18 protein-coding genes and 1 pseudogene are annotated in these 22,923 nt (G+C 70.9%); 11 read left to right on the top strand and 8 right to left on the bottom strand.

The window, feature by feature from the left end:
- Nucleotides 1–144 precede the first annotated feature (144 nt).
- From V4Y04_RS14470 to V4Y04_RS14490, 5 genes are all read left to right on the top strand, one after another.
- Nucleotides 145–1,425 carry an LCP family protein gene (locus V4Y04_RS14470; protein ID WP_443080016.1) on the top strand — a complete coding sequence of 427 codons (1,281 nt, stop codon included), beginning with the start codon at nucleotides 145–147 and terminating at the stop codon, nucleotides 1,423–1,425.
- A 250-nt stretch (nucleotides 1,426–1,675) separates the two neighbouring features.
- A complete protein-coding gene (locus tag V4Y04_RS14475; protein WP_332428251.1) occupies nucleotides 1,676–3,544 on the top strand; it encodes an LCP family protein in 1,869 nt (622 codons plus the stop codon).
- Nucleotides 3,545–3,958: 414 nt separating this feature from the next.
- A complete protein-coding gene (locus V4Y04_RS14480) occupies nucleotides 3,959–5,713 on the top strand; it encodes an LCP family protein (RefSeq protein ID WP_332428252.1) in 1,755 nt (584 codons plus the stop codon).
- 154 nt (nucleotides 5,714–5,867) lie between these two features.
- Nucleotides 5,868–7,583, top strand: a complete 1,716-nt coding sequence (locus tag V4Y04_RS14485) for an LCP family protein (protein WP_443080177.1) — start codon at nucleotides 5,868–5,870, stop codon at nucleotides 7,581–7,583.
- 267 nt (nucleotides 7,584–7,850) lie between these two features.
- Complete coding sequence (locus V4Y04_RS14490) at nucleotides 7,851–8,216, top strand: four-helix bundle copper-binding protein (RefSeq protein WP_332428253.1); 366 nt, start codon at nucleotides 7,851–7,853, stop codon at nucleotides 8,214–8,216.
- A gap of 108 nt (nucleotides 8,217–8,324) precedes the next feature.
- Here the strand turns inward: V4Y04_RS14490 and V4Y04_RS14495 are convergent, their stop codons facing one another.
- Nucleotides 8,325–9,608 (bottom strand): LCP family protein, encoded by a 1,284-nt coding sequence (locus V4Y04_RS14495; RefSeq protein ID WP_332428255.1) that lies wholly within the window; start codon nucleotides 9,606–9,608, stop codon nucleotides 8,325–8,327.
- Between the two features lie 117 nt (nucleotides 9,609–9,725).
- Here V4Y04_RS14495 and V4Y04_RS14500 point away from each other — a divergent pair, with 117 nt between their 5' ends.
- Nucleotides 9,726–10,292, top strand: a complete 567-nt coding sequence (locus tag V4Y04_RS14500; protein WP_332428256.1) for an acyl-CoA thioesterase — start codon at nucleotides 9,726–9,728, stop codon at nucleotides 10,290–10,292.
- Nucleotides 10,293–10,506: 214 nt separating this feature from the next.
- Here the strand turns inward: V4Y04_RS14500 and V4Y04_RS14505 are convergent, their stop codons facing one another.
- The gene (locus tag V4Y04_RS14505) at nucleotides 10,507–11,979 is read right to left on the bottom strand and encodes an LCP family protein (protein ID WP_332428258.1); all 1,473 of its coding nucleotides are present in this window, start codon (nucleotides 11,977–11,979) and stop codon (nucleotides 10,507–10,509) included.
- A 214-nt stretch (nucleotides 11,980–12,193) separates the two neighbouring features.
- Here V4Y04_RS14505 and V4Y04_RS14510 point away from each other — a divergent pair, with 214 nt between their 5' ends.
- On the top strand, nucleotides 12,194–13,255 hold the full coding sequence (locus V4Y04_RS14510) for a glycosyltransferase family 2 protein (protein ID WP_332428259.1): 1,062 nt from the start codon (nucleotides 12,194–12,196) through the stop codon (nucleotides 13,253–13,255).
- 108 nt (nucleotides 13,256–13,363) lie between these two features.
- Here the strand turns inward: V4Y04_RS14510 and V4Y04_RS14515 are convergent, their stop codons facing one another.
- Nucleotides 13,364–14,521 (bottom strand): acyl-CoA dehydrogenase, encoded by a 1,158-nt coding sequence (locus V4Y04_RS14515; protein ID WP_332428260.1) that lies wholly within the window; start codon nucleotides 14,519–14,521, stop codon nucleotides 13,364–13,366.
- A gap of 251 nt (nucleotides 14,522–14,772) precedes the next feature.
- On the opposite strand from V4Y04_RS14515, the gene V4Y04_RS14520 reads away from it, so the two are divergent.
- Nucleotides 14,773–16,116: a UDP-glucose dehydrogenase family protein gene (locus V4Y04_RS14520; RefSeq protein ID WP_332428261.1), complete on the top strand. Its 1,344-nt coding sequence runs from the start codon at nucleotides 14,773–14,775 to the stop codon at nucleotides 16,114–16,116.
- 257 nt (nucleotides 16,117–16,373) lie between these two features.
- Here the strand turns inward: V4Y04_RS14520 and V4Y04_RS14525 are convergent.
- A pseudogene (locus V4Y04_RS14525) lies at nucleotides 16,374–16,907 on the bottom strand (CGNR zinc finger domain-containing protein); the annotation flags it as partial.
- 128 nt (nucleotides 16,908–17,035) lie between these two features.
- On the opposite strand from V4Y04_RS14525, the gene V4Y04_RS14530 reads away from it, so the two are divergent.
- Both V4Y04_RS14530 and V4Y04_RS14535 read left to right on the top strand, forming a co-directional pair.
- Nucleotides 17,036–17,395: a VOC family protein gene (locus V4Y04_RS14530; protein WP_332428262.1), complete on the top strand. Its 360-nt coding sequence runs from the start codon at nucleotides 17,036–17,038 to the stop codon at nucleotides 17,393–17,395.
- A gap of 28 nt (nucleotides 17,396–17,423) precedes the next feature.
- Nucleotides 17,424–17,816 carry a VOC family protein gene (locus V4Y04_RS14535; protein WP_332428263.1) on the top strand — a complete coding sequence of 131 codons (393 nt, stop codon included), beginning with the start codon at nucleotides 17,424–17,426 and terminating at the stop codon, nucleotides 17,814–17,816.
- Between the two features lie 34 nt (nucleotides 17,817–17,850).
- Here the strand turns inward: V4Y04_RS14535 and V4Y04_RS14540 are convergent, their stop codons facing one another.
- Genes V4Y04_RS14540 through V4Y04_RS14550 form a run of 3 tightly spaced genes read right to left on the bottom strand, consistent with a single transcriptional unit; the run spans nucleotide 17,851 to nucleotide 20,788 of the window.
- Nucleotides 17,851–19,062 carry a dipeptidase gene (locus V4Y04_RS14540; protein ID WP_443080017.1) on the bottom strand — a complete coding sequence of 404 codons (1,212 nt, stop codon included), beginning with the start codon at nucleotides 19,060–19,062 and terminating at the stop codon, nucleotides 17,851–17,853.
- Nucleotides 19,063–19,067: 5 nt separating this feature from the next.
- Entirely contained in the window at nucleotides 19,068–19,598 is a 531-nt protein-coding gene (gene purE / locus V4Y04_RS14545; RefSeq protein WP_332428266.1) for a 5-(carboxyamino)imidazole ribonucleotide mutase, read from the bottom strand.
- Nucleotides 19,595–20,788, bottom strand: a complete 1,194-nt coding sequence (locus tag V4Y04_RS14550) for a 5-(carboxyamino)imidazole ribonucleotide synthase (protein ID WP_332428267.1) — start codon at nucleotides 20,786–20,788, stop codon at nucleotides 19,595–19,597. The genes purE and V4Y04_RS14550 overlap by 4 nt, the downstream gene beginning before the upstream one ends.
- A 196-nt stretch (nucleotides 20,789–20,984) precedes the next feature.
- Here V4Y04_RS14550 and V4Y04_RS14555 point away from each other — a divergent pair, with 196 nt between their 5' ends.
- Nucleotides 20,985–21,545 carry a GtrA family protein gene (locus V4Y04_RS14555; RefSeq protein WP_332432843.1) on the top strand — a complete coding sequence of 187 codons (561 nt, stop codon included), beginning with the start codon at nucleotides 20,985–20,987 and terminating at the stop codon, nucleotides 21,543–21,545.
- Nucleotides 21,546–21,636: 91 nt separating this feature from the next.
- Here the strand turns inward: V4Y04_RS14555 and V4Y04_RS14560 are convergent, their stop codons facing one another.
- Nucleotides 21,637–22,908 carry an ATP-binding protein gene (locus tag V4Y04_RS14560; RefSeq protein WP_332428268.1) on the bottom strand — a complete coding sequence of 424 codons (1,272 nt, stop codon included), beginning with the start codon at nucleotides 22,906–22,908 and terminating at the stop codon, nucleotides 21,637–21,639.
- Nucleotides 22,909–22,923: the final 15 nt, after the last annotated feature.

Consider the following 22,923-nt stretch of genomic DNA (forward strand, 5'->3'; position numbering starts at 1 on the left):
GCACGCGGCAGGCGGCGCCTGCCGGGCACGCCTGGCACCGCACGCCCTGATGCCCGTACGCCGTCCCGTATCTCCCTACGCCGTCCCGCGGTTCCGCGTGCCGCCGCAAGCCGTCCCGTACGCAGTGAGGGGGTGGACCCGGTCGTGAACGACACCGCAGGCGCGCCCCCCGCGGGCGGGGGCATCCTCGGGCCGGGGGCGGGAGCCTCGGCGAGCGGGGCGGGGCTGCCGCGGCGCAGACGGCGGCGATGGATGACCGGCGCCGGGCTCGGTGTCGCGGCACTGCTCGTCGTGACCGCCGGGGCCGGGCGGGCGGTGTACGTGAAGCTCGAGGGGAACCTCACCGCGGACGAGGCGGCCGCGGCCGAGCTCGCGCGGTTCGAGAGGGAGCGGCCCACGGCGCTGGTCGAGGAGGCCCGGAACATCCTGCTGATCGGCTCGGACTCGCGGTCCGGGAACGAGAACGGCCGTTACGGCCGGGACCCGGGGACGGAACGGTCCGACACCGTGATCCTGCTGCACCTGCCGGCGGGCCGGGGCAGCGCCACCGCGGTGTCCCTGCCCCGGGATCTGATGGTGGACGTGCCGGGCTGTCTGCGCCGGGACGGCACCCGCGCCGAGCCCGTGTTCACGATGTTCAACCAGGCATTCGAGCAGGGCGGCTCCGCCTGCGCCATCCGTACCGTGGAGAAACTCACCGGCATTCGCGTGGACCATCACATCGTCGTGGACTTCCACGGTTTCAAGGAGATGGTCGAGGCGGTCGACGGCGTCGAGGTGTGTCTGCGTGAACCCATTGACGACAAGGCGGCCGAACTGAAGCTGCCCGCGGGCCGGGTGACACTGAACGGGGAACAGGCCCTCGGCTATGTCCGCGCCCGCAAGTCTCTCGGTGACGGCAGCGATACGCACCGTATGGAACGTCAGCAGCGGTTCCTCGGAGCGCTCGTCAACAAGGTGAGCGGCAATGACGTTCTGCTGAATCCGGCCAAGCTGTATCCCGTTCTGCACGCGGCCACTTCGGCACTGACGACCGACCCGAAATTGGCGAGTCTGCGTGGTTTGTACGAACTCGCCCGCGGTCTCCGCGACATCCCCGCGGAACACGTGCAATTCCTCACCGCACCCCGGGAGCCGTACGCGAAAGACGCCAATCGGGACCAGCTTTCGCAGCCCGCGGCGGAGGAGCTGTTCGAGCGGCTGCACAGGGACGCGCCGGTCACAGTCACCCGAAGCACGGCGCGGAGTTCCGTCACGGAATCCGAGCCCGGCGCCCCACCCGGTAATTCGGACATTGCCGCCACGGAGAGTGACGAAAGGGTCACTCGGAATGAATCCGGGGAGCAGGCGGAGGAAGCCGCCGAAGCGGCTTCTCCCGCACCGACGTTCTCCGGAAACACAGCCGCCGAGGAGGCCTGCACGTAAAGCCGGCCCTCGGATGCCCCCGGATGACTCCCAGAGCTGAAGTCATGTCAACAGATATGAGCGAATTGCCCAGTTATATGGATGTGGAATACGCCACGGGCGTCGCCGAAGGCCGTTCCGTGCCGTTAGTGTGAGCGCTCCCGGTGCGCGCGTTCCTTGAGATTCACCCTGCAGTCGCGCACTGTGTGACCGACCGAGCGCCTGGGAGGGGAAAGGCGCCGCGTGGCACCGACGGAGGATTCAAACGACCGTGGACGCGCAAGGCCGTGGACGGGGCAACGACATCGACCCCGCAGACCAGTGGGTACTCAATCCGGACACCGGCGATTACGAGCTGCGACTGAACCATTCCGCACCGCAGCAGCCGATCCCCTCTCCCCGTGGACCCCGTGCCTCCGGCGCGGCTCCGGGGGGCGCGAATCCGGGCGGCGCGGCTCCGGGCAAAGGTTCCGGTGCCGACGCACCGCGCGGTCGTACCGGTGCTCCCGGGCGTACGGCGGAGCGGCCCGCCGGCCGCAGGGCGTCCGAGCGTGGGACACCTGAACGCGGGACACCCGAGCCTGGGACGCCTGAACGTGGGACACCCGAGCGTGAAGGGCCGCCGCGCAGACGCCGGGACGCACCCGAGGAACCGTCGGCGGGCCGGCGCGGACGCCGGCCGGTGAAGAAGAAGTCGAAGGCGAAGAAGGCCTTGCTGTGGACCGGCGGGACGATGGCGTTCGTGGTGCTCGCCACCGCCGTGGGCGGTTATCTGTATCTGGAGCACCTCAACCGCAACATCGACTCGATCCCCGACGACGGCGCGAGCACCGGTGGCTTCCAGAAGGACAGGGCCATCAACATCCTGCTGATCGGCACCGACAAGCGCACCGGCGCGGGCAACGAGGGCTACGGCGACAAGGGCAGCGCCGGGCACGCCGACACCACGCTCCTGCTGCACGTCTCCAAGGACCGCACGAACGCGACCGCGCTCAGCATCCCGCGCGACCTGATCGTCGACATCCCCGACTGCCCCACGACGATGGAGGACGGGACGGAGAAGACGATCCCGGGCTCCAGGGGCCGCTTCAACACCAGCCTCGGCCAGAGCGAGCGCACGCCGAGCTGCACCATGCGGACGGTCACCGAGCTGACCGGGATCACGCCGGACAACTTCATGGTGGCCGACTTCAACGCGATCAAGACGCTGACCACGGCGGTCGGCGGGGTCGACATCTGTGTCGCCAAGGACGTCGACGACCCGGACTCCAAGCTCCAGCTGACCGCCGGCCCCCACACCATCGAGGGCGAGGAGGCTCTGGCGTTCGTCCGCACTCGGCACGCGTGGGGCAACCAGGGCGACCTCGACCGCATCAAGGTGCAGCAGCAGTTCCTCGGCGCGCTGATGCGGCAGTTGAAGTCCAACGACACGCTCACCAGCCCGACGAAGATGGTCAAGCTCGCGGAGGCGGGTACCGAGGCGCTCACGGTCGACTCCCAGCTGGACAGCATCAACAAGCTGAAGGACCTCGGTCTGGAGCTGGGCAAACTCAACGTCAAGAACCTGGCGTTCATCACGCTGCCGGTGAAGGACAACCCCGTGGAGACGGTGAAGGCGACCGTCGTCGTGAATGACTCCCAGGCGCCGGAGATATTCGACCTGCTCAAGAACGACGTGTCGTTCACCGAGGTCAAGCAGCAGAAGAAGGAGGAGAAGGCCGCCGTCGCCGCCCGTCTCAAGGGCACCAAGGCACCGGCCTCGGACGTCCGGGTGCAGGTCCTCAACGGCGGCGGCCCGTCGGGCAGTGCCCAGGACACCGTCACCTGGCTCCAGCTCGACGAAGGCGTCAGCAAGTCGGAGAACGCCGGCAACGCCGACGAGACGCTCAAGAAGACCACCCTCGAGTACGCGCCCGACCAGGCCGACCAGGCCCGCCGCCTCGCCGACATCATGGGCCTGTCCGGCTCGGGAATGAAACCCGGTGAGAGCGTCACCAACTCACAGGGGCTGCCCACGATGACGCTGACCCTCGGCAAGGACTTCAAGGGTGCGGGCATCTCCCTCACCCCTCCGTCCAAGGCATCGGACGACATCAAGGAGTCCACGTCCACGGCGGACAAGGTCGAGTGCGCGCAGTGACGCGACGCGCGTCGCGCGGTGCGGCGCGGCGCGGTGCGGCGCCTTGCCGTGCCTTGCGGTGCGCGGGCGAAGCCTCCGCGGATACGCCGGGTGACCCGACGGGCAGGCCCGTCGGGTGCCCTGCGGGGCGTGTGACGGACCCGTACGCGGGGCGCCCGGACGGCGCGAGCCCTGCGGAGAACGGCGGCTCCATGCCGCCACTTCCCCACCCAATAAGGCGGTTTACCCCTTTTTGTGGACGAGGAATTCGTCACTGGGGCCCCGTCCCGCTCAGGTCGGCGGCTAGTGTGAACGCTCCAGTGCCCCGGCCGCGAGGACCGTTCTGGCGTCGCGGGCACGGTGGTGACCAGCACGCGCGGACACCCTCCGGAGGGGGGAGGGTGCCGTGTGGCCCCGACGGAGGATCGGACGAGCGTGGACGCGCAGAGCCGTGGGCGGGCGGACAATGTCGACCCCGCAGACCAATGGGTACTCAATCCGGCCACCGGTGAATACGAACTGCGACTGGGCCCTTCCGCACCGCAGTCGTATGTCCCCGGTCCCCGCAGAGGCTCCCCGTACACCGCGAACCACCCTGCCGGTCCCGGCGGCATGGGCCACCCGTACGGTGCCGTGCCCGGCGGCCCCACGCGGGCACCCGGCCGCGAGGTCCCGCCGCCGCGGCGGGACGGCGCCCCCGAGCCGCCACCCGGACGGCGCTCGGGCCGGTCGGGGCAGCGGAAGCCGAAGGCGAGGAAGGCCCTGCTGTGGACCGGCGGGACGATGGCGTTCGTGGTGCTCGCCACCGGCACGGCCGGCTACGTCTATCTGCGGCATCTCGAGGGCAACGTCAACACGACCGACGTCGGCGACGCGGGCTCGGGCGACTTCAGCAAGGACGAGGCCTTCAACATCCTCGTCCTCGGCACCGACAAGCGCACCGGCTCGGGCAACGACGGCTACGGGGACGCGGGCAGCGTGGGGCATGCCGACACCACGATCCTGCTGCACGTCTCCAAGGACCGCACGAACGCCACCGCGCTCAGCATCCCGCGCGACCTGATAGTCGACATCCCCGACTGTCCGACGAAACTGGAGGACGGGACGGAGAAGGTGATCCCGGGGCTGCCGGGCGCCCGCTTCAACCGGAGCCTCGGGGAGGGCGGCCGGGATCCGGGCTGCACGATGCGCACGGTGGAGGAGGTCACCGGCATCAAGCCCGACCACTTCATGATGGCCGACTTCAACGCGGTCAAGACCCTCACCTCGGCCGTCGACGGCGTCGATGTGTGCGTGGAACACGCGGTGAACGACAAGCAGTCGAAGCTGGAGCTGCCCGTGGGCACCTCGAAGGTGGCGGGCGAACAGGCCCTCGCCTTCGTCCGGACCCGGCACAGTTTCGGCAACGAGGGCGACCTCGACCGGATCAAGGTGCAGCAGCACTTCCTGGCCTCGCTGATGCGCAAGATGTCCTCCGGCGACACCCTCACCAGCCCCACGAAACTGGTGAAACTGGCCGAGGCCGCCACCAACGCGCTGACCGTGGACACCGGCATCGGCAACGTGAGCACGCTCAAGGACGTCGCCCTGGAGCTGAAGAAGGTACCGCCGAAGAACATCTCGTTCACCACGGTGCCGGTACGCGACAACCCCGCGGAGAAGGTGAAGGCCACCGTCGTCGTGGACGAGTCCAAGGCGCCGCGGCTGTTCGACGCGATCGTCGGCGACGTGTCGCTGACCGAGGTCGAGAAGAAGCGGGACAAGAAGAAGAAGGCCGCCGTCGCCGCCCGCCTGGAGGGCGCCAAGGCACCGGCCTCCGAGGTCCGGGTGCAGGTCTACAACGGCGGTGCCCCGGCCGGCAGTGCGCAGCAGATGCTCCGCCGACTCCAGGTCGAGGAGGGCGTCAGCAAGTCGGAGAACGCCGGCAACGCCGACAAGACGCTCAAGAAGACCACCCTCGAGTACGCGCCCGACCAGGCCGACCAGGCCCGCCGCCTCGCCGGCATCCTGGGCCTGTCCGGCTCGGGGATGAAACCCGGCGAGAGCGTCACCAACTCGCAGGGGCTGCCCGCGATGACGCTGACCCTCGGCGAGGACTTCACGGGTGCCGGCTCGCAGCTCGGCGGCTCCGCGGCAGGGCCCTTGGACGTGGAGAAGTCCACGGCCGACAAGGTCGAATGCGCGAGCTGAGGCTCGACCGGGCCGTGTTCGGGGACTCCTCAAAAGTTGTTGCCGTGGAATTGCGTTCCCAGGGCAACTGACAGGCCTGTCGTGCGTCTAACAAGAGCAGGACAGGCCAGTTCCATGAGGCGAGGAGTACCAAGGGGTGGCGAGGGCGACGGAAGTGACGCAGAGCGCCGCGCGGAAGACGCTCCGCGACGACCGGCGTGACGCGGGCCCGGACGACGCCCTCTCCGGCGTCCCGGACGACGACGGCGGGAACGCGGCGGGCGGTGATGACAGCGGCGGCATACCCGCGTCGGACGGTGACGACGACGGCATACCCGCGTCCGGCGATGGCGTGCCCGCCCCCGGTGGAGGCGGCCGTCGCCCGCGACGCCGGATGCTCAAGTGGGTCGCCGCGGTCCTCGCGCTACTCCTCCTCGGCGCGGCCGGGGCCGGCTACGTCTACTACCGGCACCTGAACGGCAACATCAAGCAGAACCCCCTGAACCTGGGGGACAACAAGGTCGCCGAGCCCACACCGAACGCCGCCGGGCAGACCCCGCTGAACATCCTGCTGATCGGCTCCGACGCCCGGGACAGCAAGGAGAACCAGGACCTCGGCGGCGCCCGCGAGACGTTCGGCGCGACACCGCTGGCCGATGTGCAGATGCTGCTGCACCTGTCCGCCGACCGGACCAACATGTCCGTGATCAGCATGCCCCGGGACACCCTCATCCAGATCCCGAAGTGCACCGACCCCGAGGACGGGACGGTGTACGAGGCGAGCAACGGGCGGACGCTGACCAACCAGAGCCTCGGGCACGGCGGTCCGGGCTGCACCGTGGCCACCTGGCAGGAGCTCACCGGCATCCACATCGACCACTTCATCATGGTCGACTTCGCCGGTGTGGTCGCCATGGCCGACGCCGTCGGCGGCGTCCCCGTGTGCGTGGACGCCAACATCCTCTCGCGCGACAGCCGGGGCCACGGCTCCGGGCTGAAGCTGCCCGAGGGCACCCACCCGGTCAAGGGCGAGCAGGCCCTGCAGTGGCTGCGTACGCGCTACGGCTTCGAGGACGGCAGCGACCTCGCCCGCGCCAAGGCCCAGCACATGTACATGAACTCGCTGGCCCGCGAGCTGCGCGAGAACGCCGGCCTGAGCAACCCCAACACGCTGCGCAGGCTGGCCGAGGAGGCCACCCGGGCGCTCACCGTCGACCCCGGCCTCGACACCGTCAAGAAGCTGTACGACCTCAGCAAGGAGCTGGGCGGGGTGGATCCGGCGCGCATCACCATGACCACGATGCCCAACCGGTACGTGGGTGCCCGGGTGGAGCCGACCGAGGACGCCGAGCAGCTGTTCCGGCTGGTCCGCGAGGACATCGCGCTGGACGGCAAGGACGAGAGGTCGGCACAGGCCGGGGCGGCGGCCGCGGAAGCGGCGCGGGAGGCCTCGGCCGCCGAACCGACCGACGCCGACGACAGGATCGCGGTCCAGGTCGTCAACGGCACCCGCACCGACACCCTCGGCGCGACGTCCGGCCGCGCGAGCGCCGTGGCCGGGCTGCTTCAGGAGAAGGGGTTCACGGGCGCGACCGCCGACACCGCCGGCTCCCTGAGCGAGCAGCTGACGCTGGTGCGCTACCCGAGCGCCGACCTGAGGGGCAACGCCCTGCGGGTCGCCGAGTCGCTGGGCGTTCCGGAGAGTTCGGTGCGCCAGTCCACCGGCGTCTCCGGTGTCACGCTCGTCGTCGGCGCCGACTGGCGTGAGGGGACGGCGTACAAGGCGCCCGAACAGGATTACACGATGCCCGAGTCGGTCAAGGCCAAGGCCCTCAACGGGGCGGACGACTCCGCATGCATGGAAGTCAACCCGAACTACACCTGGTCCTGACCACGATCACGTCACGCGTGGCGGAACGGGCTCCGACCGCCGCCTGCCCCTGCCCGACCTCGTCGAACCGGGCCGGGGCGGGCTGGGTCGGGCCGGGTCGATGAGGTCGGGCCGGACCCGTGAGGAGTCGGCGACGAGGCTCCGCTTCCCCTGGAACGCGCAGGTCGGAGCAGAGGTGGTTCGTCCTGTGGTGGTCATGGGGCGAGGGGCGTAGGACTGAAGGGCGGGGGCCGGTCCGCGGCCCCCGTCGTTTCCCTGGGAGGAATCATGACCCAGCAGTCTGCCGCCGCGACCCCCATGAGCAAGGAGATGCAGGACTGCGTCCAGGCGTGCATGGCCTGCCACAGCATGTGCGAGGAGACCATGAGCTCCTGTCTGCGGATGGGCGGCCGGGCCCCCGCGCAGGTCATGGGAGCCCTCATGGACTGCGCCGACATGACCCGCATGTGCGCCGACATGACGATGCGCCGCTCGCCGCTGGCCGCCGAGATGTGCGCGATGTGTGCCCAGGCCTGTGACCTGTGCGCCGAGGCGTGCATGTCCATGCCGGACGACGCGCAGATGATGCGTTGCGCGGAGTCCTGTCGCCGCTGCGCCGAGTCCTGCCGTGCCATGGCGGGCGCCACGATGTGACGCGCCGGATACCGGATACCGGATACGGTCGGGGGCACCCCGCGGGGTGCCCCCGGTCCTTCTCCCGCCCGCCCCGCCCGTCCGGCGCCGGTGTCGGCTCCGTGGGGCTCAGTTGCCCTTGACGGTGACCTTCTCGTCGTTGTTCAGCTGGTTCACCAGCTGCTTGACCTTCGCCTTGTCCCAGAGCAGGTTGCCGCCCGAGGAACCCGCGAGGGGCATGTTCAGGGAGGTGCCGTCACCGCCGCTGACGCCCTTCATCGCCCAGAACATGCCGGCCAGGTCGAACAGGCCCATGTCCTCGTCGACGATCAGCGAGTCCAGACCCGCGCCCATGGTCGGGTACAGCTTGAACGGGTTCAGGACCGTGCCCGGCGTCGCCACCTGACTCGCGAGGGCGGAGAGGAACTTCTGCTGGTTCTTCGTACGGTCCAGGTCGGAACCGGGCAGCGCGTACCGGGTGCGGACGAAGGCGAGGGCCTCCTCGCCGTTCAGCGTCTGCTTGCCCTTCTCGAAGTCGGCGCCGGACTTGGTGTCCTTGATGTCCTGCGGGATGTCCATCTCCACGCCGCCGACCGCGTCCACGATGTTCGCGAAGCCGGCGAAGCCGATCTCCACGTAGTGGTCGATGTGCAGGCCGGTGTTGAACTCGACCGTGCGGACCAGGAGTTCGGGCCCGTCCTCGGCGTAGGCGGCGTTCAGCTTCACCTGCCGGCCCGTGCCCTGGAACGTCTTGCCGGACTCGGAGCCCTTGAAGGTGGGTATCTCCACGTTCGAGTCGCGGGGCAGCGAGATCAGGGTGGGGCCGTTGCCGCCGGTGTGCAGGATCATCATGGAGTCCGTGCGCTTGCCCTCGGCGGACCCGGTGCGCAGCTTCTTCTTCTGCTCGTCGGTCAGCCCGGCCCGGCTGTCGGAGCCGACGATCAGGTAGTTGGTGCCCTCGCCCGCCTCCGGCCGGTCGAGCACGATGGACAGGTCGACCTCGCGGTTGAGCTTCGAGTCGGCCCAGAAGTAGGTGCCCACAGTCGTCACGATCAGCACGGCCGCGACCGTGATCGACGTCACCTTGATCCGGCGGCGCCAGTCCGGCGCGGGACGCGGGTAGCGGCCGTCGTCGCCCGGACCACCCGGACCGCCGGGACCGCCCGGACCACCTGGGCCGCCGCCCGGGGAGCCGTAGACCTGGCCCGTGTTGTAGTCGTCGTAGCCGCCGCCGTTCACGTACGACGGCTGCTGCGGCACCGAGCCGCCGTAGGCTCCCTGGCCGGGCGGGACCCCCGGACCGCGGCGGACCTGGCGCATGACGCGGGCGCTCTCGGGCTGTGCGCTCGCGCTCCCGCGTCCGTAGCGGGGGCCGCGGTTGTCGTTGGGCCGTGCCTCGGGCCATTCAGTCATGCGCAACAGTGTGCAGGTCCGGGCCGTGCGCCGTACCAGTCCTGGGGAAATAGGAGCAGCGCTGTTGCGAAGCTGACACAAATTCCCCGGCTGCCACCTCGGCATAAGGTGGAGGCCATGACAGATCAGGCTCCGGCCCCACTCACGGAGAGTCCCGACAGTCCAGACATCCCGGGCAAGCCCGTCTCGGCATCACGGACGACCCTCAGCCACATCATGACCCACAGCGACACCAATCTCCTGGGCACGGTGCACGGCGGCGTGATCATGAAACTCGTCGACGACGCGGCGGGCGCGGTCGCCGGACGGCACTCCGGCGGCCCCGCCGTCACCGCCTCGATGGACGAGATGGCCTTCCTCGAACCGGTCCGTGTCGGCGACCTGGTCCATGTGAAGGCACAGGTCAACTGGACCGGCCGGACGTCCATGGAGGTCGGCGTGCGGGTCCTGGCCGAGCGCTGGAACGAGTCCGCCCCGGCCACCCAGGTCGGCTCGGCGTATCTCGTCTTCGCGGCCGTCGACGCGGACGGCAAGCCGCGCCGCGTGCCGCCGGTGATATCGGAGAGCGAGCGGGACCGGCGCCGCAACCAGGAGGCCCAGATCCGCCGCACCCACCGCCTGGCCCGCCGCCGGGCGATCATGGAGCTGCGCGAGAAGCGTGCCGCGGACGGGATCGAGGACTGACAGACCCAGGACCGACAGACCCAGGACCGACAGCAAGAGCTTCCACCCGGCGCCCCTCGCGGCCCCGGCAGCCCCCGCGGTCCCCACGGCCGCCACCGGGCCCACCGGTCCCCACGGCCGCCACCGGGCCCACCGGGCCAGGATCCTTCCTCCGGATCGTGCCGGACCCCGTGAGCCCGGCACGATCCGAACATCGGGCCCCTGGCCCCGGGCCCTACGAGCAGCCCACCTCGTCGCCCCGCACCACCCCGAACTCGTCCTTCCCGGGGTCCTCGGCCCGGACCTTGCGGACCTTCTCGAAGTCGGTGCCGGCGATCACCCTCAGCGTGGCGCCCTGGCCCTTGACCGCGCGCAGTTCGCTGCCCGGCAGGGCGGCGGCGAGGGACTTCGCGGAGCGGTCCCAGCGGGGGTCGTAGGCGACGACGGTCCGCCGCACGGAGCGGTCCGCCGCGTTGACCGGAACCCGGGTGGTGCGGAAACCGGTGGCCGCGAGGGCCGCGTCCACGCGGCGGCCGAGGCCCTTCGCCTCCGTGCCGTTCTCGACCTGGACACGGATCTGCCGGGGGTCCACCGGCACGCGCCGGGCCGCGCCGGGCGACGGACGCGTGGAGAGCGGCTTGTCCTCGCGCAGCGCCTCGAAGATGTCCTCGGACTTCCCGGGGTCCCACTTCAACGTCGATCCGATGCCCTTGACCATGTGTCCCGTCTTCTCGAGCGGCACGGTGGTGAACTCGGAGGAGGCGGGCGAGAAATTCCGCATCGCCCGCCCCAGGTCCAGCAGTTCGCCGGTGCCGAAGCCCTTGTCGGCGCGGACCGAGCCGAGCACGGCACGGGTCACGTCCCGGAACTTCATCGGGTTCAGCAGAATCCCGGAGGACGTGGCCCGGTCCAGCAGGGCGGCCATGAAGTGCTGCTGCCGTTTCATCCGGCCGAGGTCGGCGGCGCCGTCGATGTGCCGGGCGCGCACGTACTGCAGGGCCTCGCCGCCCTCCAGGGTGTGCCGGCCCGCCGGCAGGTCGAGGCCGGTGTGACTGTCCTTCAGCGGTTCGGTGGTGCACAGTTCGACGCCGCCGACCACGTCCACGGCCTTCATGAAGCTGGTGAAATCGAGCTCCAGGTAGTGGTCGATCTTCACCCGGGTCATCTTCTCCACCGTGCGCACGGTCAACTGCGGTCCGCCCTCCGCATACGCCGCGTTGAGCTTGACGGGATGCCCCTCGTGTTCCTCGCCGCTCACCTGGTCGGTGTGCGCGGGCGTCATGGCGTACGAGTCGCGTGGCAGGCTGACGACGCCGGCGCGCTCCCGGTCCTCGGAGATGTGCACGATCATGATCGTGTCGGTGCAGTTGCAGGGCGCCCCGCCGAGCCGGTACTTCCGCCGCGCCTGAGCGTCGATCTTCTCGCGGCCGTCCGTGCCGACGAGCAGGATGTTCATGCCGTGGCCCGCCTCGGGGCGGTTCTTCATGTCCCGGAACGGGTCGACCCGGTCGATTCCCGCGTCGAGGCTGCTGACCACCGCGTGCCCGATCCCGGCCGAGGCGAGCACCAGGACCGACAGCGTGGTCACCGCCCGCGGGCCCCAGCGCGGTCTACGGCGTCCCGGTGGGCGCGGTCCGCCCTCCCGTGGGGGCTGAGGTCGGCGCTGCGGCGCGGTGCGGGGCCGGGGAGGCCGTGACGACGCGGGCAAGAGGGACACCTCCGGGCGAGGGCCGTGCAAGGGGACGCGAGAGGGGAGTGGGCGGACGGACACAGGGTCATGTCGCGCCGTACAGGTTCATACAGGGACATACATGGTCGTAAGCGAAATCGTGAGCACCGTAGGCCGATACGATCTGCGGCCCGGCGCAGCCGCACCCGGCACGCGCGTCGCTGTCCCCCGTTCGCGGTAACGTGAGGCCCCTATGAACGCCAATCCCGACGTGCGGCTCCCCGCCGTTTCCGTGATCATGCCCGTGCTCAACGAGGAGCGGCATCTGCGTGGCGCCGTCCACGCGATCCTCGCCCAGGAGTACGCCGGCGAGATGGAGGTCGTGATCGCCCTCGGTCCCTCCACGGACCGCACGGACGAGATCGCCGCCGAACTCGTGGCCGAGGACTCCCGGGTGCACACCGTGCCCAACCCGACCGGCCGCACCCCGGCCGCCCTCAACGCGGCGATCGGGGCCTCGCGCCATCCGGTCGTGGTCCGTGTCGACGGGCACGGAATCCTTTCGCCGGGCTACATCGCCACCGCGGTACGGCTCCTGGAGGAGACCGGCGCGCAGAACGTCGGCGGCATCATGCACGCCGAGGGCGAGAACGACTGGGAGCACGCGGTCGCCGCCGCGATGACGTCCCGGATAGGCGTCGGCAACGCCGCCTTCCACACCGGCGGCGCCGCGGCTCCCGCCGAGACCGTCTACCTCGGGGTGTTCCGGCGCGAGGCGCTGGAGCGGCAGGGCGGCTACAACGTGGAGTTCATCCGCGCCCAGGACTGGGAGCTGAACTTCCGTATCCGCGAGGCCGGCGGGCTGATCTGGTTCTCGCCGGAGCTGAAGGTGTCGTACCGGCCCCGGCCGAGCCTGCGGGCGCTGGCCAAGCAGTACAAGGACTACGGCCGTTGGCGGCACGTCGTCGCCCGCTACCACTCGGGTTCCATCAACCTGCGCTATCTGGCCCCGCCGGCCGCGGTGTGCGCGATCGTGGCCGGGATCCTGGTCGGCGGTCTGCTCACCCCGTGGGGTCTCGTCGTGCCCGGCGGCTACCTCGCGGCGATCGTGCTCGGCTCGATACCCGCGGGCAAGGGTCTGCCGCTGAAGGCACGGCTGCAGATCCCGGTGGCGCTGGCCACCATGCACATGTCGTGGGGCTGGGGCTTCCTGACCAGCCCGCGCTCGCTCGCGAAGAAGGTCATCGCCTCCCGCCGCCCCGCGGTCCCCGCGGACGCGACCACGGACGCGGACGCCGGCACCCCGGCCTCCTGACCCGCGCTCAGCAGCGCGCCAGGCCCCTCCCGGACGCGAAAAGACCGATGGGCGCCCGAGTACACGTACTCGGGCGCCCATCGGCTGTCCGCGCGCCAGGGGTCGGGGCTACGGAAGGTTCCTGGCCATCACGATCCGCTGAACTTGGTTCGTGCCCTCATAGATCTGGGTGATCTTCGCGTCGCGCATCATGCGCTCGACCGGGTAGTCGCGGGTGTAGCCGTAGCCGCCGAGGAGCTGGACGGCGTCGGTGGTGACCTCCATGGCGACGTCGGAGGCGAAGCACTTGGCGGCGGCACCCTGGAAGGTGAGGTCGGCGTCGCCGCGCTCGGACTTGGCGGCGGCGGCGTAGGTGAGCTGGCGGGCGGCCTCGACCTTCATGGCCATGTCGGCGAGCATGAACTGGATGCCCTGGAAGTCGGCGATCGGCTTGCCGAACTGCTTGCGCTCCTTGACGTAGCCCTTGGCGTAGTCGAGGGCGCCCTGGGCGATGCCGAGGGCCTGGGCGGCGATGGTGACGCGGGTGTGGTCGAGGGTCTGCATCGCGGTGGCGAAGCCGGTGCCCTCCTCGCCGATCATGCGGTCCGCCGGGATGCGGACGTTGTCCAGGTAGACCTCGCGGGTCGGGGAGCCCTTGATGCCGAGCTTCCTCTCGGGGGCGCCGAAGGAGACGCCCTCGTCGGACTTCTCGACGACGAAGGCGGAGATGCCCTTGGAGCGCTTGGTGGGGTCGGTGACCGCCATGACCGTGTAGTACTCGGACTCGCCGGCGTTGGTGATCCAGCGCTTCACACCGTTGAGGACGTAGTGGTCGCCGTCGCGGACCGCCTTGGTCTTCATGCCGGCCGCGTCGGAACCGGCGTCCGGCTCGGAGAGGCAGTACGAGAACATCCCGTCGCCCTTGGCGAGCGGGGTCAGGTACTTCTCCTTCAGCGCCTCGGAGCCGGAGAGGATCACCGGGAGGGAGCCGAGCTTGTTCACGGCGGGGATGAGGGAGGAGGACGCGCAGACGCGGGCCACTTCCTCGATCACGATGACGGTGGCGAGCGCGTCGGCGCCCGCGCCGCCGTACGCCTCGGGCACGTGGACGGCGTGCAGGTCGTTCGCGAGGAGCGCCTCGAGCGCCTCCTGCGGGAAGCGGGCCTCCTCGTCCACCGCCGCGGCGTACGGCGCGATCTTCGCCTCGGCCAGCGAGCGGACGGCGTCACGGAGCATGTCGTGCTCCTCGGACGGGCGGTACAGGTCGAAATCAGCCGATCCGGCCACGGTCTCTCACTCCAAAGACGACGAGGTGCGACGAGGTGCAACGCTCTGAATGATGCTCCGACGATGCTAACTACTGTTAAGTAACTCCTATTTTAGAACTCCTGCTCCCGCCGCCGTGCGTGAGTTTGGTGACAACGGAACGGCTGTGAGGCCGCAATGGACGGGAACGAGCGGGATCGCCCCGTGCGGCGTGCCCGAGGGCCCCGGATATGCTCAGCCCGCACTGGCTTCCGCATACCCCTGGAGCACGCATGGCCCTCAAGATCACCGTGATCGGCACCGGCTATCTCGGTGCGACCCACGCGGCGGCCATGGCGGAGCTCGGGTTCGAGGTGCTGGGCCTCGACGTCGTACCGGAGAAGATCGACATGCTCCGGCGGGGCGAGGTCCCGATGTACGAACCGGGGCTCGAGGAACTGCTGCGCCGGCACGTGGCGGGCATCGAGGGGTCCACCGGCCGACTCCGGTTCACCATGGACTGGGCGGAGGCCGGAGAGTTCGGCGACGTCCACTTCGTCTGCGTGAACACTCCGCAGCGGCACGGCGAGTACGCCTGCGACATGTCGTACGTCGACTCCGCGATCGCCTCGCTGGCCCCGCACCTCACCGGCCCCGCGCTGGTCGTCGGCAAGTCGACCGTGCCCGTGGGCTCGGCCGACCGGCTGGCCGCCTACCTGGCCGAGCACGCGCCGGCCGGCGAGGAAGCCGAGCTGGCCTGGAACCCGGAGTTCCTGCGCGAGGGCTTCGCCGTCCAGGACACGCTGCGCCCGGACCGGGTCGTGGTGGGGGTCAGGAGCGAGCGGGCCGAGAAGCTGCTGCGGGAGGTGTACGCGACGCCGGTCGCCGAGGGCACCCCGTTCGTGGTGACCGACTTCCCGACCGCGGAGCTGGTGAAGACCTCCGCGAACTCCTTCCTCGCCACCAAGATCTCCTTCATCAACGCCATGGCCGAGCTGTGCGAGGCCACGGGCGGGGACGTGGCCAGGCTGGCCGAGGCCATCGGGTACGACGACCGGATCGGCCCGAAGTTCCTGCGCGCCGGGATCGGCTTCGGCGGCGGGTGCCTGCCGAAGGACATCCGGGCGTTCATGGCGCGCGCCGGCGAGCTGGGCGCGGACCAGGCGCTGACGTTCCTGCGGGAGATCGACTCGATCAACATGCGCCAGCGCGGCCGGATGGTGGAGCTGACCCGGCAGGCGCTCGGCGGCGGGGCCTTCCTGGGCAAGCGGGTCGCGGTGCTGGGCGCCTCCTTCAAGCCGGACTCCGATGACGTACGGGACTCGCCGGCGTTGAACGTCGCGGGCCAGATACACCTCCAGGGCGGCCAGGTCACCGTGTACGACCCGAAGGGCATGGACAACGCCCGGCGCATCTTCCCCACCCTCGGGTACGCGGACTCCGCGCTCGACGCGGTGCGGGGCGCCGACGTGGTGCTGCACCTGACGGAGTGGCGGGAGTTCCGCGAGCTGGACCCGACGGCACTGGGCGAGGTCGCGGCCCAGCGGCTGGTCCTGGACGGGCGCAACGCGCTCGACGCCGAGGTCTGGCGCCGGGCCGGCTGGCGCTACCGCGCGATGGGACGTCCCACCGCCTGACAGGCTCCGCGAACGCGGGCACCGGGTGAGGCCGATCGGCGGGTGACGCCGGTTCGGCCGAGGCTCAGTCGGCCGAACCGGCGTCTGCCTGCATTCTGCACCACGGTGCGGGTCCGGTGAGGCAGCTGTGACGCCTACGACCGTCTCGGCTGCGGCTGCGGCACCGCCGCCCGCTCCGGTTCCTGCCGCGTCCCGGCCTGCTGCGTCCCGGCCCACTCCCGCTGCGGCTGCGGCTGCGGCTGCGGCTGCGGCTGCGGCTGCTTCGAGCGGTAGCGGCGCATCTTGGCGCGGGCTCCGCACACCTGCATGGAGCACCAGCGGCCGCGTCCCGCGGGGCTGCGGTCGTAGTACGCCCAGTGGCAGTCGGCGGCCTCGCAGGCCTTCAACCTGCTCCACGTACCCGCCGCGACCGCTTCCGCCACGGCCGCCGCGACCCGGGAGAGCAGAGGTCCCCGGTCGACCGGTGCGAGGGCGGCGGAGCCGTCCGCCGGGTCGACGGTGACCACCAGGGGGGCCTGTACGAGCAGCGTGCCGAGCGGGACGACCACGCGGTGCGGCGGATGGCCGGCGTGGGCGAGCAGGGCCGCGCGCAGCGCCTCGCGCAGGGCGCGCGCCGACTCGACGCCGGCCGTGTCGCCCGCCTCGTCGCCGGCCTCGTCATCCGCCGTGAGCCCGAAGCGGGCGCGGCCGTCCGCCGTGTCCAGCGTGTCGGCGCCCGTCTCCAGGTCGAGCGTGTTGACCAGGTCCTGGACCAGGGCCAGCCCTGCGGGTGCGGCCGATCTCTCACTCATGTCCGGACGGTACCTCTCACGTCCCCGTGCGTTTTCCCCTTGCGACGTTACCCCCTATGCGAAAGTATGCGGTAACGGTTACTGGTTACCCGCCTTTACGGGTAACCAGGGAATTCGAGGAGGAATTCATGTCTGTTGCCAAGGTGGGCGCCGTCGTCCTGGACTGCGCCGATCCGCGCGCGCTGGCCGGTTTCTACGCCGAGCTGGTCGGCGGCACGATCAAGGGCGAGGGCGACTGGGTGGACCTCCAGCTGCCCGGCGGACCGGCGCTCGCGTTCCAGGAGGCCCCCGGACACGTACCGCCGCGCTGGCCGGCGCCGGACCACTCGCAGCAGTTCCACCTGGACCTGACCGTCGAGGACCTGGACGCCGCCGAGAAGGAGGTGCTGGCACTCGGCGCGAAGCCGCTGGAGACGGAGGACCGCTCGCGGACCTTCCGGGTTTACGCGGACCCGGCGGGGCACCCCTTCTGTCTCTGCGCCTGCTGACCCGCGCCTGCTGACACCGGGAGGACCCATGGCCGCCGTGGCCCGTCTGCGCTCCGTCGTCCTCGACTGCCCCGAACCGCGCGAACTGGCCCGCTTCTACGCGGCCGTCGGGGGCGGCATGCCCGAGGAGGAGGACCCGGACCGGGTGGTGCTCCAGATCCCCGCGGGGCCCCACCTGGCCTTCCAGCGGGCGCCCGGGTACGGCCCGCCCGACTGGCCGCGGGCCGGCCACGGCTCGCAGCAGTTCCACCTCGACTTCGACGCGGGCGGCACCTGGGAGGAGGTCGACGAGGCCGAGCAGAAGGTGCTGGCGCTGGGGGCGCGGCTGCTGGACCGGGAGGACGGCGAGCGCAAGGACTTCCGGGTGTACGCCGATCCGGCAGGGCATCCGTTCTGCCTCTGCCGGATCGAGCAGCCGTAGCGTCGGCCCGTCTCAGCCGTACCGTCGGCCCGTCTCAGCCATTGCCGTTGCCGCTGCCGTCGAGGGATTCCAGGGTCGCGTTCGACGGGGCGGTGGTCGCCCGGAGCTCGCGGGCGGTGTCCTCGGCGGCGCCCAGCACCCGTACCGCGTTCTGCCAGGTCAGCTTGGCCAGATCGGTCCTGGACCAGCCGCGGTCGTGCAGTTCGGCGATGAGGTTCGGGTAGCCGGAGACGTCGCGCAGGCCGTCGGGGGTGAAGGCGGTGCCGTCGTAGTCGCCGCCGATGCCGAGGTGGTCGATGCCGGCGACCTCGCGCATGTGGTCCAGATGGTCGGCCACCGTGGACACGGTGGCGACCGGGCGCGGGCGGGCCTCCTCGAAGGCGGCGTGCACCTTCATCGCCTCCGCGGTGGTGTCCAGGTGGTGGAAACCGTGGGCGCGCATGTTGTCGTCGGCCTCGTTCGTCCAGTCGACGGCCGCCTGGAGCACGAACTTCGGTACGAACGTCACCATCGCGACACCGCCGTTGGCGGGCAGCCGTTCCAGCACGTCGTCCGGGATGTTGCGGGGGTGGTCGCAGACCGCGCGGGCCGAGGAGTGGGAGAAGATCACCGGCGCGGCCGTGGTGTCCAGCGCGTCCCGCATCGTCGTGGCGGCGACGTGCGAGAGGTCGACCAGCATGCCGAGCCGGTTCATCTCCCGGACCACCTCGCGGCCGAACGCCGACAGGCCGCCCACGCCGGGCTCGTCCGTCGCCGAGTCCGCCCAGGCCACGTTGTAGTTGTGGGTGAGGGTCAGGTAGCGCACCCCGAGCTCGTACAACCCGCGCAGGGTGCCGAGGGAGTTGGCGATGGAGTGGCCGCCCTCCGCTCCCATCAGGGAGGCGATACGGCCCTGTGCGCGTGCCGCCTCCATGTCGGCGGCGGTCAGCGCGGGCGCCAGGTCCTCGGGATGGCGGGCCAGCAGCCGGCGTACGCAGTCGATCTGCTCGAGGGTGGCCGGCACCGCGTCGGGCAGGTCCGCGCGGACGTACACCGACCAGAACTGCGCGCCGACGCCGCCGGCGCGCAGCCGCGGGATGTCGGTGTGCAGGTGGGCCGACTGGTCGGCGGTGATGTCCCGGGCGCCGAGGTCGTAGCGGACCTGCTCGCGCAGCGCCCACGGCAGGTCGTTGTGCCCGTCGACCACGGGGAACTCGGCCAGCAGCGCGCGGGCGGCCTCGAGGGACGCGGATTCGGAAGACGTCACGGGACTCACTTCCCGAAGCCGAAGCCGTTGCCGGAGCCTTCGGTCCTGGCGCGCAGCCGTTTGCCCTTCTCCGTGGCCTGGTCGTTCAGCTCCTGCTGGAACTCCCGCATCCGGCCCAGGAGCTCGTCGTCATGGGCGGCGAGCATGCGGACGGCGAGCAGTCCCGCGTTGCGGGCGCCCGCCACCGAGACGGTGGCGACCGGAACACCGGCCGGCATCTGCACGATGGAGAGCAGGCTGTCCATGCCGTCGAGGTGCTTCAGCGGCACGGGGACGCCGATGACGGGCAGCGGGGTGACCGAGGCGAGCATGCCGGGCAGATGCGCGGCGCCGCCCGCACCCGCGATGATCACCTTCAGCCCGCGGTCCGCGGCCTGCTCGCCGTACGCGATCATCTCGCGGGGCATGCGGTGCGCGGAGACGACGTCGACCTCGTGGCCGATCTCGAACTCGTCGAGGGCCTTGGCGGCGGCCTCCATGACGGGCCAGTCGGAGTCCGATCCCATGACGATGCCGACTACGGGGCTGGGGCTCATTCGGTGATCGTGCCTCTCAGGTAGCCGGCTGCGTGACGGGCGCGTTCCAGCACGTCGTCCAGGTCGTCGCCGTAGGTGTTGACGTGGCCCACCTTGCGGCCGGGCTTCACGTCCTTGCCGTACATGTGGATCTTCAGCCGGGGGTCGCGGGCCATGCAGTGCAGGTACGCGGAGTACATGTCGGGGTAGTCGCCGCCCAGGACGTTGACCATCACCGTCCACGGGGCGCGCGGGCGGGGGTCGCCGAGCGGGAGGTCGAGGACGGCGCGGACGTGGTTGGCGAACTGCGACGTGATCGCGCCGTCCATGGTCCAGTGGCCGGAGTTGTGCGGGCGCATGGCGAGCTCGTTGACGAGGATGCGGCCGTCGCGGGTCTGGAACAGCTCCACGGCGAGATGGCCGACGACGCCGAGTTCCTTGGCGATGTTGAGCGCCATCTCCTCCGCGCGCAGGGCGAGGTTCTCGTCGAGGCCGGGCGCGGGTGCGATGACCGTGTCGCAGACGCCGTTCACCTGCCGCGATTCGACGACCGGGTAGGCGACGGCCTGGCCGTGCGGGGAGCGGACCACGTTGGCGGCCAGCTCGCGCACGAAGTCGACCTTCTCCTCGGCCAGCACCGGGACCCCGGCCCGGAACGGCTCGGCGGCCTCCTCGGCGGAGCCGACGACCCACACGCCCTTGCCGTCGTAACCGCCGCGGACGGTCTTGAGGACGACCGGGAAGCCGCCCGCCCGTCGCCCGCCACCACCCTTGCCGGCGGGCACGTCGTGCCCGCCCCTCTCGAGCTCTGCCGCGAAGGCGGCCACGTCCGCGGGATCCGCGACGATGCGGTGCCGCGGACAGGGCACGCCGATCGCGTCGAGCCGGGCGCGCATCACGCCCTTGTCCTGGGCGTGCACCAGCGCCTCGGGGCCGGGGCGGACGGGGATGCCGTCCGCCTCCAGGGCCCGGAGGTGCTCGGTGGGCACGTGCTCGTGGTCGAAGGTGATCACGTCGCAGCCGCGGGCGAACGCGCGCAGCGTGTCCAGGTCGCGGTAGTCGCCGACGACGACATCGCCGACGACCTGCGCCGCGGAATCCTGCGGAGTGTCACTGAGGAGCTTGAACCTGATGCCGAGCGGGATGCCCGCCTCGTGTGTCATACGAGCGAGCTGGCCCCCGCCGACCATGCCGACTACCGGGAACGTCACTCCCCCAGGGTATCGGTCGAGCCATGGTGGCCGATTCCACGGCTGTTCCCGGCCTGCCCTCGACCGTTCCCGGACGGGTGTGCGACCCGGAGGTCCATTCGCGGGGAGATCGCGCGGACGGGTGGTTAGCATGGTCTGGTTGACGCCACCTCGGCGTCGCCTCGACGCCACTCCACGGACGGGGGCCGGCACGACCATGGGACGCGGTTCCTCGGGGTCTTCGACGGGCACCCCGGCCCCGCGCGGCTCCGTGCGGCAGCGCCTCGACCGGCTCGTCGGTGAAGCCGTGAAGTTCGGCGCGGTCGGCGGGGTGGGGCTGCTGGTCAATCTCCTCGTGTTCAACCTGGTCCGGCAGGTGACCGAGCTTCCGGTGGTGCGGGCGAGTGTCATCGCGACCGTCGTCGCGATCGTCTGCAACTACCTGGGGTTCCGCTACTTCACGTACCGGGACCGCGACAAGTCCGGACGCACCAAGGAGATGTCGCTGTTCCTGCTGTTCAGCGCGATCGGCCTGGTGATCGAGAACGGCCTGCTGTACACGGCGACCTACGGGTTCGGCTGGGACAGCCCGCTGCAGAGCAACATCTTCAAGTTCCTCGGCATCGGGGTCGCCACCCTGTTCCGGTTCTGGTCCTACCGCACGTGGGTGTTCCGTGCGCTGCCGGGGGCCGTGGCGGCGGGTGTGCCGGCGGCGGGTCCCGTCGCGGAGGGCGGGCGCGGGCCCGCGGGACCGCCCTCCCGGCAGCACGTGCCGTAGGCGCCGGGTCCCGGGCCTGGGCCGGCACCGGTACGTACGCCCTCGCACTCCCTGTTCACCACACCGCTCACGGCCCTGTTCACGGCCCCGTTCACCGCACCGTCTGGCGGTTGTCGTCCCGGGTTTTCTGCGGCGGCGTGCGGGACAGGAACAGGCCGAAGACCGCGGGCTCGGCCTGAAGCATCTCCAGCCGGCCACCGTCGGCCTCCGCGAGGTCGCGGGCGACCGCGAGGCCGATGCCGGTGGAGTTGTGGCCGCTGATCGCACGCTCGAAAATGCGGGCGCCCAGGTCGGCGGGGACTCCCGGGCCCTCGTCCGTGACCTCGATGACAGCCTGGTTCCCGGTGACCCGGGTGCGCAGGGCGACCGTGCCGCCCCCGTGCATGAGCGAGTTCTCGATCAATGCGGCCAGTACCTGGGCGACCGCACCCGGCGTCCCGACTGCGCGCAGATGCCTCTTGCCGGAGGTGACGATCGCGCGGCCGGCGCTGCGGTAGGCGGGGCGCCACTCCGCGAGCTGCTGCTGGATCACCTCGTCGAGGTCGAAGGTGACGGCCGAGCCGGTCCGCGGGTCGCGGGAGTTGGTCAGCAGCCGCTCCACCACGTCCGTCAGGCGCTCCACCTGCGCCAGCGCGATCGTCGCCTCCTCCTTCACCGTCTCGGGGTCGTCGGTGAGGGTGATCTCCTCGAGCCGCATGGACAGCGCGGTGAGCGGGGTGCGCAGCTGGTGGGAGGCGTCGGCGGCCAGCCGCCGTTCGGCGGTCAGCATGCGGCCGATGCGCTCGGCGGAGGAGTCCAGCACATCCGCGACCCGGTCCAGCTCGGGAACGCCGTATCGCCGGTGGCGGGGGCGCGGGTCGCCCGAGCCGAGGCGCTCGGCGGTCTCCGCGAGGTCGGTCAGCGGGGAGGCGAGCCGGTTGGCCTGGCGGACCGCCAGCAGTACCGCCGCGATCACCGCCAGCAGCGCCACCAGTCCGATGATCAGCAGGGTGCGGCCGACCTCACGGGTCACCGAGGAGCGCGGCTCCTGGACGGTGACCGTCTCGCCCTCCTCGCCGGACGCCGAGGCGCTGATGACATCGCCCTCCGGCCTGTCGCCGATCTCGATGGGCGCCCTGCCGGGCAGGCGTACGACGACGTAGCGGTCCTCGGCGACCTGGTCCCTGAGGACCGCCGCGGTGACCTTCTCCTCGACGAGCAGCCTGCTGTCGACGATGCTGGCGAGCCGTACCGCCTCGGACTCGACCCGTTCCCTGGCGCTTTCGGTGATCGTGCGGGTCTCCACGATCACCAGGGAGACGCCGAACACGGCGATCACGACGAGCACCACGGCGAGCGTGGACTGGATCAGTCGGCGGCGCATGTCCTCATATCCGAA

The sequence above is a fragment of the Streptomyces sp. P9-A2 genome, assembly GCF_036634175.1.
In the GTDB taxonomy this organism is placed as follows: Bacteria; Actinomycetota; Actinomycetes; order Streptomycetales; family Streptomycetaceae; genus Streptomyces; species Streptomyces pratens.

Bases quoted from the DNA above. Each gene is read 5' to 3' on its own strand.
- V4Y04_RS14490 (WP_332428253.1), top strand. From the start codon at position 7,851: ATGACCCAGCAGTCTGCCGCCGCGACCCCCATGAGCAAGGAGATGCAG.
- V4Y04_RS14495 (WP_332428255.1), bottom strand. From the start codon at position 9,608: ATGACTGAATGGCCCGAGGCACGGCCCAACGACAACCGCGGCCCCCGC.
- V4Y04_RS14500 (WP_332428256.1), top strand. From the start codon at position 9,726: ATGACAGATCAGGCTCCGGCCCCACTCACGGAGAGTCCCGACAGTCCA.
- V4Y04_RS14510 (WP_332428259.1), top strand. From the start codon at position 12,194: ATGAACGCCAATCCCGACGTGCGGCTCCCCGCCGTTTCCGTGATCATG.
- V4Y04_RS14520 (WP_332428261.1), top strand. From the start codon at position 14,773: ATGGCCCTCAAGATCACCGTGATCGGCACCGGCTATCTCGGTGCGACC.
- V4Y04_RS14530 (WP_332428262.1), top strand. From the start codon at position 17,036: ATGTCTGTTGCCAAGGTGGGCGCCGTCGTCCTGGACTGCGCCGATCCG.
- V4Y04_RS14535 (WP_332428263.1), top strand. From the start codon at position 17,424: ATGGCCGCCGTGGCCCGTCTGCGCTCCGTCGTCCTCGACTGCCCCGAA.
- purE (WP_332428266.1), bottom strand. From the start codon at position 19,598: ATGAGCCCCAGCCCCGTAGTCGGCATCGTCATGGGATCGGACTCCGAC.
- V4Y04_RS14555 (WP_332432843.1), top strand. From the start codon at position 20,985: ATGGGACGCGGTTCCTCGGGGTCTTCGACGGGCACCCCGGCCCCGCGC.
- V4Y04_RS14560 (WP_332428268.1), bottom strand. From the start codon at position 22,908: ATGCGCCGCCGACTGATCCAGTCCACGCTCGCCGTGGTGCTCGTCGTG.